Raw genomic sequence first — 12914 nt, 5'->3', positions numbered from 1 at the left:
GCTTAGGCTCACCTAAGTCTCGGAGGTGCCCGTTGGGATCCACGCGGCCACGACGACCGCCCGCCCCCACCGCCGCGGAACGCGCCCGCAGCCTTGCCGCGCGCGGCGGCAGCGCGTGCCTCGTCGGCACCGGCGCTCCCCAGGCCACGCCGCTCGTGCACCACGTCCGCGCCGACGGCTCGGCCGTGCTGCTCCTGGACGACGCCGAGCCGGTGCTGGACGCGATCCGCGCCGCCCCCGGTGGGGAGTTCTCGGCCATGCTCGAGGTCGCCGACCACGCCCCGGTCGACCTCCGCGAGCCGGTGCGAGGGCTGCTGTGGATCACCGGCCGGATGCGGATCCCGGGCCCCGAGATCGCCCGGCGGATCGCCCTGCAGGTCGCGGACGTGCGCCCGCACCCCGACCTGCTGAACCTCGGTCACGGCGCCACGCTCGTCCGCCTCGATCCCGGCTCCGCCGTGCTGTCGGACGCCGAGGGCTGCGCGGCCCTCTCCCCCGTCGACCTCGCCGCCGCCTGGCCGGACCCCTTCAGCTGCTACGAGGGGCACTGGCTCGCGCACCTCGAGGAGGCGCACCCGGACGTGCTCGACGTGCTGGTGCGGCACCTGCCGCCCGCGCTGCGCGACCTGCGCGGGGCACGCGTGCGCCCGCTGGGCGTCGACCGCTACGGGCTGCGCCTGCGCGTGGAGGCTCCGGGGCGCGACCACGACGTGCGGATCGCCTGGGCCGAGCAGGCCACCACGGTGGCCGAGCTGCGGGAGCAGATGCAGCGGCTGATGGGCTGCCCGATGCGGCGCGGGGCGGGCACGGGTCCCACCGCGCCGGGCGGGCGCGCTAGCTGACGGGTGTGCGTCCGGCGCGCACCCGGTGGGTGACGCGGCGCTCGGCCACGAACGAGGCCACCGGCACGGTGCCCGCGATGAGGATCAGCACGGCGTCGAGCGGCTTCCACCGGCAGCGCTCGGCCAGCAGCAGCGTGCACACGATGTAGATCATGTAGAGGAAGCCGTGGGCGACGCCCACGATCGACACCAGCTCCGGCTGGCCGAAGATGTACTTCAGCGGCATCGCCACGACCACCAGCACCAGGAGCCCGACGCCGGTGACCCAGGCGGCGATGCGGTAGGCGAGCAGGGCGGTATCGATCGACACGGTCGTCTCTCTTCGGCGGTCAGTCGTCGGAACGGCGAGCGGCGAGCTGCGCCAGCATCTGGTTGTAGGCGGCGAGCTCCGGGTCGTCGTCGGCCGGGCGCGGCAGCGTGACACCGCGGGGACGCGGCCCGAACGGCGACGGCGCGCCCGCGGTCGCGAGCGGCGGGGCGGTGCGGGGGGCCGGGACCGGTGTGGCGGCCTCGGCGGGAGCAACGGGCGCGGGGACGCCGCCCGCCTGCTCCCCGACAGTCGACCCGGCGCCGGCCGCACCCTCGTCGGGGGCGGTTCCGCCGGCGGCAGCCGCGTCGGCGGCTTCCTCCAGCTTCGTCGCTTCCATGCGCAGCATCCGCCACCACATGACGCCGAAGAACACCGCGAACACGGGCCACTGCAGCCCGTACCCGACGTTCAACGCGCTGCCCATCGCCGATCCGGCACGCTGCCACTGCCAGGCGGCCAGCCAGCCGCAGGTGGCCATGGCGCCGAGGGTGAGCAGGTGCCACACGATCCATCGTGGGGAGAGGATCAGCTGCCGCACACAGCCAAGAGTACCTGGCTAGTAGCGTCCGCGATCGTGCCCCGCTCGAAGGCCGTCCGGAGCTGGATCGCGCCCCCGCCACCCGGTGTCGCCCCCCTCACCGATCCCGCCGCGCGCCGGCTCGTCGGCACCGAGGTCCTGGTCGTCCTGACGGTCACGCTCGGGCTCTCGGCCGTCCGCAGCGCCCTCGCCCTGCTCGACGCCGTGCTGCAGCCGGTGCCGCTGAACGAGCAGCAGGTGGCGCTGAACGCGCCGGCCGCGCAGGTCGGGCTCGTCGAACTCGCACTGCAGCTCACCCGCGTGCTGCAGCTCGTCGGCTGGGGCGCGCTGGGCGCCTACCTGCTGCTGCGTGCGGGCTTCGCCATGCGCGCCGTCGGGCTCGACCGCACCCGTCCCGGCCGGGACGCGCTCGGCTCCGCGGGGCTCGCCGCGCTGATCGGGGTGCCCGGTCTGGGCCTCTACCTCGTCGCCCGCGCGGTCGGGGTGAGCGTCACCATCGCGCCGACGACGCTCGACGACACCTGGTGGCGGCTGCCCGTGCTGGTGGCGTCCGCGTTCGCGAACAGCTGGGCCGAGGAGGTGGTGATGGTCGCCTACCTCATCACGCGGCTGCGCCAGCTCGGCTGGTCGGAGAACCGCGCCCTCTTCGCCCAGGCCCTGCTGCGCGGCGGCTACCACCTCTACCAGGGCCTGGGCGGGTTCGTCGGCAACATCGTGATGGGTTTGGTGTTCGGCCGCGTCTGGCAGCGCACCAACCGCCTGTGGATGCTCGTCGGCGGCCACGCCCTGATCGACATCGTCGCGTTCGTCGGCTACGCGGCGCTCTCCGGGCGGGTGGGCTGGCTCCCCTGACGGCCCGCCGCCTGCCGCGGCTTCCTGCGGGTGGGGTGGATTGCGTGAACACGCCGTTCCCGGCTCGAGGCGAGCCGCCCCACCCACACCTGGGCCTCCCCGGCCGGCCGGGTTCCCTGCCCGACCTCCGTGCCCGGGCGGGTTGCCGTGGGCGCGCCGTTCCCGGCTCGAGGCGAGCTGCCCCACCCATGGCCCGGGCGTCCCCCGCAGTTTGGCCCGGCACCCTGCACAACCTCCGTGCGCCGGTGGACCTGTTGGCACAACTACCGGGTGACGTGGTCGCGCTGACAGCCGTCCCCGACTTCCCGGCACGCCCGTCCACGACGAGAACGCCCCCGCCAGGTGCCACGCAACTTGCTGTGGTGCCGTTCCGGGACCTCTACGACGGCCATGATCGGCGAACCCGGGACATGACCTGCAGCGCTGCAGCGCATGCCCCATTCCCGCTGATCACGGGCCGGATGTGGCCTCGGACCGGCCGGATGATCACAGGTCAGGGGTTGGGACGGGACCACCGCAAGATGCGCGGGCACCCGACAGGCACGGTCTCGTCGCGAAACGGGCGTGCCCGGAAGTCGGGGACGGCCGCCCACCCGACCACGTCACCCGGCAGTTACCCCAACCCGACCACCCGCCCACGAAAGGGGCGACGGGGACCGGGGGATCGCGCCGAAGACCCCGAGCCCGGACGCGCGGCAGCGGTCGCGAGCCGGGAACGGCGCGCCCACAGCAGGTTTCCATGGTCACATCGACACCAGCGCTGCCGGACCGCCCGAAAACAGCGCTGAGCTCGACCTGATCATGCAACGGGCGCGTTCCGCGGAACCCGACCCGGCCATGATCAGCAGAAGTGGTGCCGGAGCGGCAGATCTGCCGCTCTCACACCATTCCTGGCGATCACCCCGCGGAGCCGGGGCGCGAGAGGTACATGAGAGCGGCCGCGACGACCCTGACGTGCGACTCGGACCGATCACGCAGCACCCAGCACGATCCACCGCCGCACCTGCCTCGCGGCTAGCGCAGGGTGACCTGCTTGCCGGCGAGGGCGTCGCGGGCGCGGCGCTCGGCGTCGGTGAGCGGGGCGTCGTCGGCGAGTGCGGCGTCCAGGCGCGTGGCGAACGCGGCCACCGGCTCCGCCCACTCCTTCGCGTGCAGCTCCCGGTCCAGGTCCCACACCGGCACGAGCAGGCCGTGGGCGCGGAACGAGCCCGCGTAGCGCGCCCCGTCGGCCAGGGCCAGCTCACCGCGGGCCTGCAGCCGCGCCAGCGCGGCGACGAGCGCCTCCTCCGGCTCCGGACGCACCCAGCGCAGGTGCGCCTTCGAGCCGGTGTCCACCCAGTAGGCGGCGCGGACGCCCTCGGCCAGGACAGGCTCGGTCGGCATGATCACGGCGTTGGCGCGTTCCAGCGACGCGGCCACGTCCGGTGCGGGCTCGCTGCCGTCCTCGCTCGGCGGGATCCACCAGCCGAAGTCCGGGTGCAGGGTGAGGTCCAGCGTCGCGGCCGGGTCCAGGAAGTCCTGGATCCGCACGAGCTCGCCGCCGATGCCGGGCCCGACGACGGACAGCGCGCTGCCCGGCTCGGCGTCCTGCGCCCAGCGCAGGGCCTTCGCCAGGTCCGCGGACAGGTCGCCGGAGCGGGTCTGCACCTGCATGCCCAGCAGCATCGTGCCGTCGGGACGCACCACCGCGGCCGCAGCGCCGGGGAGGACCGTGGCGAGCGTGACGGGCGCGGCGCCCGGCTCGCGCAGCGGCAGCGGCGCGGTGGCCGACGGCAGGAACTCGCGCATCGCCACCAGGTCGCACTCGGCGGCGAGGCCCTCGAACGGGCGGGTGACGATCAGGTCGTCACCGGCGCCGTGGCAGGCCTTGTACCGCTTGCCCGAGCCGCAGGGGCAGGGGCGGCGGGGGTTCTCACCGGCGGGCGCCGCCGCCTTGTCACGTGTCTTCTTGGCCATGGTCCGGCAGACGTTAGCGGGTGCCGGGGAGGAGGATGAGACCCCCACCACCACCTCCGGAGGGCACGCTGACCCCGTTCGACCCGGGCGACCCGGACTTCCTCGCCGACCCCTACCCCACCTTCGCCGCCCTGCGGGCGCTCGGTCCCGTCCACGACCACCCGCTGCTGGGCGTCCCGGTCGCGGTCTCGCACGCCGCGTGCTCCGAGGTGCTGCGCGGCCGCGACCTCGGGCGCATCTGGGTGGACGCGGAGCCGGCCGCCGCATTCGGAGCGTTCAACCTCCTGCACCGCAACTCGCTGCTCGAGCGTGAAGGGCCGCCGCACGACCGGCTGCGCCGCCTGGTGGCGGGCGCCTTCAACCGCGGGCACACCGCCCGCCTGGAACCCCGGGTGCGCGCGCTGGCCGACGAGCTCGTGGGCCGGCTCGCCGAGCAGGTGCGCCACGACGGCAGCGGCGACCTCATCGCCGGGGTCGCCGCCGTCCTCCCGGTGGAGGTCATCGCCGAGCTGCTCGGCGTGCCGGAGCCGGAACGCTCGGCCCTGCGCGGCTGGTCGAACACGATCGTCACGATGTACGAGCCCGACCCGGGGCGGATCCGGCGGGCGGCGGCCGAGCGGGCGTCGGCCGAGTTCGTGGAGGCGCTGCGCGGGCTCGCCGAGCACCGCCGCCGACGGCCCGGCGACGACCTGGTCACGGACCTGCTGGACGCCGACCTCGACGCCGACGAGCTGGTCGGCACCGCGGCGCTGCTGCTGATGGCCGGCCACGAGGCCACCGTGAACGTGATCGGCAACGGCGTGCTGGCCCTGCTGCGCCACCCGGCGCAGTGGCGGCGCCTGCGCGACGACCCCGCCCTCGACGCGACCGCCGTGGAGGAGCTGATCCGCTACGACCCGCCGCTGCAGCTGTTCGAACGCACCGCGGTGGCCGACACCACCGTGGCCGGCCATCCCGTGCCGGCCGGCACGAAGATCGCGGCGCTGCTGGGTGCGGCCGCCCGCGACCCCGCGGTGTTCGCGCGCCCGGACGAGCTCGACGTGGCCCGCCGGCCGAACGCCCACCTCGGTTTCGGCGCCGGGGTGCACTACTGCCTCGGCGCCCCGCTCGCCCGGGTGGAGGTGGCCGCCACCCTCGACGCGCTGCGCCGCGCCCTGCCGGACGTGCGGTTGGCGGCCGAGCCGCCGCGGCGGCCGGACTTCGTCATGCGGGGGCTGCGGGAGCTGCAGCTGGCTTCGGGTTGACGCGCACCAGCAGTTCCCGGCGACGCGGCCCGCCCGGGGAGAGCAGCCGGGTGAGCCGCAGGACGAGCCGGGCCGTGACCGCGGCCGTGACCGCGGCGAGCAGGTCCAGCACCGCGTGCAGGACGACGCCGTCGGCCCGGGCCTGCACGCCGGTGCGCAACGACCACAGCAGCACCACCGCGGAGAGCACCACGCCCATCGCCCACAGCGCCCACCAGACGAGCAGCAGCCGCGACGGCCGCGGTCGCCTGCCTGGCGGCAGGCCGAGTGCGCTGTGCTCGATCTCGGCCAGCACCGAACCCGGCACCGAGAGGTTGACCCCGGGCACGAGCCAGCCGAGGACGATCGTGCGCGTGGACCGGGCGGGCCGCACACCCGCCGCCGTGGCGGCGGCCTGGGTCGCGCGCACGCTCCACAGCACGGTGAGACCACCGGCCACGAGGGTGAGGATCGGGGCGACGGTGCCCGCGGACGCGACGAGCGCGTCGGAGGCGGCGACGGCGCCCGCCGACAGCGCCGACTCGCGGCTGGCCAGCAGCAGCGCGTAGCGCCAGACCTCGGCACCCGCGGCGAGCAGCGCGACCGCCGACGTGGCCCACAGCATCGGCACCAGCGTGCCGACCAGGGACCGCGTGACCTGCAGCGGGTCGCCGGCCGCTCGTTCCTGCTGCGGGGGCGTCCACCCGCCGAGGGGGAACCCCCAGCGGGGCAGCACGCGGTAGCGCGGCGGACCGGTGTAGCGGCGCGGCGGAGGCGAGGGCGGGGGCGCTCCGACGCCCGGCGGCGGCTCGGCCACCCACCGCAGGGCGGCCAGGTAGCGGCCGCAGAACGGGCAGAACGGCCCGCCTCCCGCGGGCGCGCGCCGGCCGCAGCGCGGGCAGGGCGGCCCCATCCGGGCCTCCCCCGCGTCGGGCGCCGACGGGTGCACCGGTGCTAGACGATCTGCGGCTCGGCGCCGCCGTCGGCCACGACCTCCCGGCCCTGACCCGCCCACGCCAGCATGCCGCCCTCGACGTTGACGGCCGGGTAGCCCTGACCCGCCAGGTAGGCGACCACCCGCGCCGAGCGGCCACCGGAGCGGCAGACGACGTAGAGCGGGTCCTCGTCGGGAAGCTCGTGGATCCGCCCGGCGAGCTCGGACATGGGCAGGTGCGAGGCACCGGGGGCATGGCCCGCGGCCCACTCGTCGGACTCGCGGACGTCGAGGAGCGCGGCGTCGGCGGGCAGCTGCGCCACCGACACCACCGGGACGGCTGGACCGGTCATGCCCCCATCCTCGCACGCAGGGGCGTCACGATCCGGTGAGCGCAGAAGGGCCGGAACACGAACGGGGCCGCCCTCCCACCGGGAGAGCGGCCCCGTCGCGATCAGGGTGGCGGCGTCAGTGCGAGACCGCCTTCTCCGAGCCGGCCCCGGTGAGCGAGCGGACCTCCATCTCGGCGAACTTGCCCTCCTCGACCGGGTGCCTGCCGCCGACGTAGGTGCCCACGACACCCAGCACGAACGACAGCGGGATCGACACCAGGCCGGGGTTGCGCAGCGGGAAGATGTCGAAGTCGGCGCCCGGGATCATGGAGCTGGCCGAGCCGGACACCGCGGGCGAGAAGACGATCAGCAGCACGCAGGACGCCAGACCGCCGTAGATGCTCCACAGCGCGCCCGTCGTGTTGAACCGCTTCCAGAACAGCGAGTACAGGATCGTCGGCAGGTTCGCCGACGCCGCCACCGCGAACGCCAGCGCCACCAGGAACGCGATGTTCTGGTTGCGGGCCAGGATCCCGGCCGCGATGGCCAGGATGCCCACCACGACCGCGGTGATGCGGGCCACCCGGACCTCGGCGTCCGGCTCGGTCTGCCCCTTCTTGATGACGTTCGCGTACAGGTCGTGCGCGAACGAGGCGGACGCGGCGATCGTCAGCCCCGCCACCACCGCGAGGATCGTGGCGAACGCGATCGCGGAGATGATCCCGAGGAGGACCACGCCGCCGAGTTCGAAGGCCAGCAGCGGCGCCGCCGAGTTCGTGCCGCCGGGGGCGTCCGTGATCCGCTGCGCGCCGCCCGGCACCAGGGCGGCCGCGCCGTAACCCAGCACCAGCGAGAACAGGTAGAACAGGCCGATCAGCCAGATCGCCCACACGACCGAGCGCCGCGCCTCCTTCGCGGTCGGCACCGTGTAGAAGCGCATCAGGATGTGCGGCAGGCCCGCGGTGCCCAGCACGAGCGCCAGGCCCAGCGACAGGAAGTCGATCTTCGAGAGGGCGGTGGCGCCGTAGGCGAGGCCCGGGTTGAGCAGGTTGTCGCCGAGCTCCTTGGTCGTGCCCGACGCGCTCGTCACCGACGGGTTCGCCTCGACGGCCGCGCCGAGCAGCGCCGACAGGTTGAACCCGTAGATCCCGAGGACCCAGATCGTGATCACCGCGGCGCCGATCATCAGCAGCGTCGCCTTGATGATCTGCACCCAGGTGGTGCCCTTCATCCCGCCGACGAGCACGTACGTGATCATCAGGATGCCGACGATGGCGATGACGATGCCCTGTCCGAGCACGTTCTCGTTGTCGATGCCGAGCAGCAGGGTGATGAGCGCGCCGGCACCGGCCATCTGCGCGAGCAGGTAGAAGAACGACACCACCAGCGTGGACGCCGCCGACGCGGCGCGCACCGGACGCTGCCGCATCCGGAACGACAGCACGTCGCCCATCGTGAACTTGCCGGTGTTGCGCAGCAGCTCGGCCACCAGCAGCAGGGCCACCAGCCACGCCACCAGGAAGCCGATCGAGTACAGGAACCCGTCGTAGCCGTTCACCGCGATCGCACCCGCGATGCCGAGGAACGACGCCGCCGACAGGTAGTCACCCGCGATCGCCACGCCGTTCTGCGAGCCGGTGAACGACCGGCCCGCCGCGTAGTAGTCGGAGGCGGTCTTGTTGTTCCGGCTCGCGCGGAACACGACCACCAGCGTCACCACGACGAACGCGGCGAAGATGCTGATGTTCAGCAGCGGGCTGCCGACACCGCCCGATTCCTCCTGGGCCTGGGCGAGAACGTTCATGCGACACCCTCGATCCGCTCACGGAGCTGCTCGGCGGCCGGGTCCAGGTGCTTGTTCGCGTACCGCACGTACACCGTGGTGATCACGAACGTCGACACGAACTGGAGGAGACCGATGATCAGACCGACGTTGATGTTGCCGAGGACCTTGATCGACATGAACTCCGGCGCGTACGACGCGAGCAGCACGTACACGAGGTACCAGATCAGGAACGCGGCACTCATCGGGAAGACGAAACGCCGCAGCCTCCTCCGCAGATCGGCGAACTCGGGTGTCGCTTGGACCTGCTCGTACACGGTGCCTGTGGATCGCTCTCCTGTGGAACTCACCGCGTCCTCTCCGTTCTCTTCCGCCCGTGCACCGCGTCATCGCCGCGCCTTTCGGGGGCACAACGCCGCGAACGATAGGTCAGTCACACTCGGACGCCGGAATACTCCACCTGGGTGATGGCGGGCGCCACGCGCGTGTAGCGGCGAAGTCCCGATCGGCGGACGCGGTGACACGACGAGCGGACGACCAACGGTCGACGAGCGGCCCGCTGCGAGTGGCGCGCCCTCGAGGTGTGACGTTCGGTTCACCTGGTCGTGGCCCGAGATGGCGGCCCGGTTTCTCAGAGAATGGGACGCTGCTGCCGCTCCTCCAGGCGGTCGCGGCTCAGGCCGAGGCGTTCGGGTGCGTGCAGCCGCAGCAGCACCTGGTCGGCGTCGAGGGGCCGCTGCCGGGCCGTCAGCCTGCTCACGACGATCATCGTGAGGAACGCGGCGGGCACGGTGGCGAGCGCGGGCCGGTAGAGGAGCACCCCCAGCCAGCCCGAGCCCCCGTACCCGGCGAGGCTCACCGCGACCGCGACCGCGGAGGACAGACCACCGACCAGCACGCCCGCGATCCCACCCACCGCGGTGAGCCCGCGCCACCAGATGCCGAGCACCAGCAGCGGGCAGAACGTGGACGCCGCCACCGCGAACACCAACGCGACGGCCTCGGAGAAGTCCAGCCGCGTGACACCCACCGCGAGCGCGAGTGGCACCGCGCCGGCGATCACGGCGGACAGCCGGAAGTCGCGCACCCGGCTGCTGCCGAAGATGTCGGTGGAGAGCACCCCGGCCACGCTCACGACGAGACCCGAGGACGTGGACAGGAACGCCGCCCACGCACCCGCGGCCACCAGGGCGCCCAGCAGCGCCCCGGCCCACCCGCTGCCGAGGATGGCCGACGGCAGGAGCAGCACGGCCGCGTCGGTCTCGCCGCTCACCAGCAGCTGGGGCGTGTACAGCCGGGACAGCGCGCCGAGCAGCGTGACGGCGAGGTAGAACCCGCCCAGGAGCGCGAGGACGAACACCGCCGAGCGCCGGGCCGTGCGGCCGTCGGGGTTGGTGTAGAAGCGCACGAGGACGTGCGGAAGGCCCATCGTGCCCAGGAACAGGGCGATGATCAGCGAGTACGTGGCGAGCAGGCCGTGCTCCCGGCCGTCGGGGAACGGGCTGATCCAGGTCGAGTCGGACACCGGCGCGCCCGCCACCACGGGAACCGCGGAACCGGCGGAGAACACCAGCTCCGACTCGGCCGCGACGGTGTGCCTGCCGCTCTCCCAACGCAGCGGGTCGTCGTGCACCCGCACGCCGTCGACCACCCCGGTGGCCGTGAAGACGACCGGGACGTCGACCTGCAGCACGACGTCCGTGCGGATGTCCACACTCGTGTCCGCGGGGAACTCCGGTGGGGCCTCGCGGCCGAAGCTGCGCTGGTCGCCGACGAAGAAGGCCGCCCCGATGATCGCGGGCAGCAGCAGCGCGGTGAGCTTGAGCCAGTACTGGAACGCCTGCACGAACGTGATCGAGCGCATGCCGCCCAGCACCACCGTGGCGACGACGACGAACGCCGCGACGGTGGCGCCCGACCAGGCCGGCAACCCCGTGACGGTGGTGACGGTGAGCCCCGCGCCCTGGAGCTGGGGCAGCACGTACAGCCAGCCGATCACCACGACGAACACCGCGCACACCCGGCGCAGCGCGGCCGACCGCAGCCGGAACTCCGCGAAGTCCGGCACCGTGTACGCGCCGGAGCGCCGCAGCGGGGCCGACACGAACAGCACCAGCGCGAGGTAGCCCGCGGTGTAGCCGACCGGGTACCAGAGCGCGTCGACCCCGTCGCGCAGGATGAGCCCGGCGATGCCCAGGAAGGACGCCGCAGACAGGTACTCCCCGGAGATCGCCCCCGCGTTCGCCACGGTGCCGACGGTGCGGGAGGCCACGAAGAAGTCGGACGTGCTGCGGGCCATGCGCACGCCGAGCGAGCCGATCACGGCCGATGCCAGCGCGACCATGGCCATGGCCACGAGCGCGATGAGGCCGACGGTCGTCACGGCCCCACTATCCCAACGCGCGTCACGCCTGGCCAGGGCGGTTGAGGCGGTCGGCGGAAAGGCCCAACCGCTCGGGGGCGTGCAGGATCAGCAGGGCGCGGTCGACGTCGTGCGGGATCGCGGCCCGCGTCAGCCGGCTCACCACGATCATCGTGAGGAACGCCGCGGGCACGGCGACCGCCGCCGGGCGGTACAGCAGCACGCCGAGCCAGCCCGGTGGCAGCACCGCGAAGAGCGAGACCGCGACGGCCACGCCCGACAGCCCGCCCCCGACCAGCACCCCGGCGATCGCACCCGTCGCCGTCAGGCCGCGCCACCAGATCCCGAGCACCAGCAGCGGGCAGAACGTCGAGGCCGCGACCGCGAACACCAGCGGCACGGTCAGCGCGAAGTCCAGCCGCGTCACGGCGAGGGCGAGCGCGAGCGGCACCACCGTGGACAGGACCGCGGCCAACCGGAAGTCGGTCCACCGTCCGCGCAGCACGTCGGTGAACAGCACCCCCGCGAGGCTGACCACGAGCCCCGACGAGGTGGCCAGGAAGGCGGCGGCGGCACCGGCGGCCACGAGCCCGCCGAGGAGCCAGCCCGCCCAGTTCTGCCCGAGCACCGCGGTGGGGACCAGCAGCACCGCGGCGTCCGTCTCACCCGTGACCAGCAGCTGCGGGGTGTAGAGCCGCGACATCGCGCCGACCACCGTGACGAGCACGTAGAACAGGCCGATCATCCCGAGGACGATCACGGTGGTGCGCCGGGCCGCGTGGCCGTCCGGGTTGGTGTAGAAGCGCACCAGGACGTGGGGCATCCCCATCGTGCCGAGGAAGCCCGCCACCAGGATCGAGTAGATCTCCAGCAGCTCGTGGCCCTGGTCGCCGGCCAGCGGTTCGAGCCACTCGCGGTCGGTGGCCGGGGCACCGGCGGTGGTGGGCACCGGCGCGCCGGCGGAGAACACCAACGTGGTGTCCTCGGCGACCTCGTGGCGGCCGGGCGCCCAGGTGAGCTCGCCACGCACCCGCTCGCCGTCCACCACGCCCTCGGCCCGCAGGCGCACCGGCTCCACCACGTCGAGGACCACCTCGGTGCGTACCTGCACCGTGGTCTCGTGGGGGAACTGCGGCGGCGCCGGGCGGTCGAACGAGCGCGCGGCGCCGAAGAACATGCCCAGCACCACGAGTGCGGGCACCGCCATCGCCGTGAGCTTGAGCCAGAACTGGAACGCCTGCACGAACGTGATCGAGCGCATGCCGCCGCCGATCACCGTGAGCAGCACGATCAGACCCGCGGCCGCGATCCCGCTCCAGGCGGGCAGCCCGGTCAGGATCGTGAGGGCGAGCCCGGCCCCCTGCAGCTGGGGCAGCAGGTACAGCCAGCCGATCACGAGCACGAACGCCGTGCAGAGCCGCCGCAGCGCCGGTGAACCGAGGCGGACCTCGGCGAAGTCGGGCACCGTGTACGCACCGGAGCGGCGCAGCGGCGCGGCCACGAACAGCAGCAGCGCGAGGTAGCCCGCGACGAACGCGATCGGGTACCAGAGCGCGTCGGCGCCCTCCCGCAGGATCAGGCCCGCGATGCCCAGGAACGACGCGGCCGACAGGTACTCGCCCGAGATCGCACTCGCGTTGGCCATCGGCCCGACGGTGCGGGAGGCCACGAGGAAGTCCGAGGTGCTGCGCGCCATCCGCACCCCGTAGGAGCCGATCAGCGCGGACACGAGCCCGACGATCGCGATCGCGATGAGGGCGACGAGCGCTGGGACCGTCACCT

General features: G+C 73.6%; 12 protein-coding genes. 3 read left to right on the top strand and 9 right to left on the bottom strand.

Annotation, left to right across the window (positions count from 1 at the left end; genetic code table 11):
* The first annotated feature begins 32 nt into the window (after positions 1-32).
* Positions 33-842: a DUF2470 domain-containing protein gene (locus FB558_RS15025; protein WP_246106442.1), complete on the top strand. Its 810-nt coding sequence runs from the start codon at positions 33-35 to the stop codon at positions 840-842.
* Here FB558_RS15025 and FB558_RS15020 read toward each other — a convergent pair.
* Together FB558_RS15020 and FB558_RS15015 are read right to left on the bottom strand one after the other, a co-directional pair.
* Positions 835-1152, bottom strand: coding sequence for a DUF3817 domain-containing protein (locus FB558_RS15020; RefSeq protein ID WP_142053134.1), 318 nt, complete (start codon positions 1150-1152; stop codon positions 835-837). The genes FB558_RS15025 and FB558_RS15020 overlap by 8 nt on opposite strands.
* A 19-nt stretch (positions 1153-1171) precedes the next feature.
* On the bottom strand, positions 1172-1690 hold the full coding sequence (locus tag FB558_RS15015; protein WP_142053132.1) for a hypothetical protein: 519 nt from the start codon (positions 1688-1690) through the stop codon (positions 1172-1174).
* A gap of 36 nt (positions 1691-1726) precedes the next feature.
* Here FB558_RS15015 and FB558_RS15010 point away from each other — a divergent pair, with 36 nt between their 5' ends.
* Positions 1727-2542: a CPBP family intramembrane glutamic endopeptidase gene (locus FB558_RS15010; protein ID WP_142053130.1), complete on the top strand. Its 816-nt coding sequence runs from the start codon at positions 1727-1729 to the stop codon at positions 2540-2542.
* A gap of 1014 nt (positions 2543-3556) precedes the next feature.
* Here the strand turns inward: FB558_RS15010 and FB558_RS15005 are convergent.
* Entirely contained in the window at positions 3557-4498 is a 942-nt protein-coding gene (locus tag FB558_RS15005) for a DUF5926 family protein (RefSeq protein ID WP_142053128.1), read from the bottom strand.
* A gap of 35 nt (positions 4499-4533) precedes the next feature.
* Here FB558_RS15005 and FB558_RS15000 point away from each other — a divergent pair, with 35 nt between their 5' ends.
* Positions 4534-5742 carry a cytochrome P450 gene (locus FB558_RS15000; RefSeq protein WP_142053126.1) on the top strand — a complete coding sequence of 403 codons (1209 nt, stop codon included), beginning with the start codon at positions 4534-4536 and terminating at the stop codon, positions 5740-5742.
* Here the strand turns inward: FB558_RS15000 and FB558_RS14995 are convergent.
* The 6 genes from FB558_RS14995 to FB558_RS14970 all read right to left on the bottom strand — a co-directional run bounded on the left by FB558_RS14995 (position 5702) and on the right by FB558_RS14970 (position 12912).
* Positions 5702-6634, bottom strand: coding sequence for a DUF4328 domain-containing protein (locus tag FB558_RS14995; RefSeq protein ID WP_142053124.1), 933 nt, complete (start codon positions 6632-6634; stop codon positions 5702-5704). The two genes, FB558_RS15000 and FB558_RS14995, sit on opposite strands and share 41 nt — an antisense overlap.
* A gap of 41 nt (positions 6635-6675) precedes the next feature.
* Positions 6676-7008 (bottom strand): rhodanese-like domain-containing protein, encoded by a 333-nt coding sequence (locus tag FB558_RS14990; protein ID WP_142053122.1) that lies wholly within the window; start codon positions 7006-7008, stop codon positions 6676-6678.
* A gap of 115 nt (positions 7009-7123) precedes the next feature.
* A complete protein-coding gene (locus tag FB558_RS14985) occupies positions 7124-8791 on the bottom strand; it encodes a solute symporter family protein (protein ID WP_142053120.1) in 1668 nt (555 codons plus the stop codon).
* Positions 8788-9120 (bottom strand): DUF485 domain-containing protein, encoded by a 333-nt coding sequence (locus tag FB558_RS14980; protein WP_142053118.1) that lies wholly within the window; start codon positions 9118-9120, stop codon positions 8788-8790. The genes FB558_RS14985 and FB558_RS14980 overlap by 4 nt, the downstream gene beginning before the upstream one ends.
* A gap of 281 nt (positions 9121-9401) precedes the next feature.
* On the bottom strand, positions 9402-11153 hold the full coding sequence (locus FB558_RS14975) for a sodium/solute symporter (protein ID WP_211366412.1): 1752 nt from the start codon (positions 11151-11153) through the stop codon (positions 9402-9404).
* Positions 11154-11175: 22 nt separating this feature from the next.
* Positions 11176-12912 (bottom strand): sodium/solute symporter, encoded by a 1737-nt coding sequence (locus FB558_RS14970; RefSeq protein WP_246106441.1) that lies wholly within the window; start codon positions 12910-12912, stop codon positions 11176-11178.
* Between the last annotated feature and the right edge of the window lie 2 nt (positions 12913-12914).

This window comes from Pseudonocardia kunmingensis, from assembly GCF_006716445.1.
GTDB lineage: Bacteria > Actinomycetota > Actinomycetes > Mycobacteriales > Pseudonocardiaceae > Pseudonocardia > Pseudonocardia kunmingensis.
The sequence above is the reverse complement of the archived record's forward strand: the minus strand, read 5'-3'. Positions and strand labels throughout refer to the sequence as shown.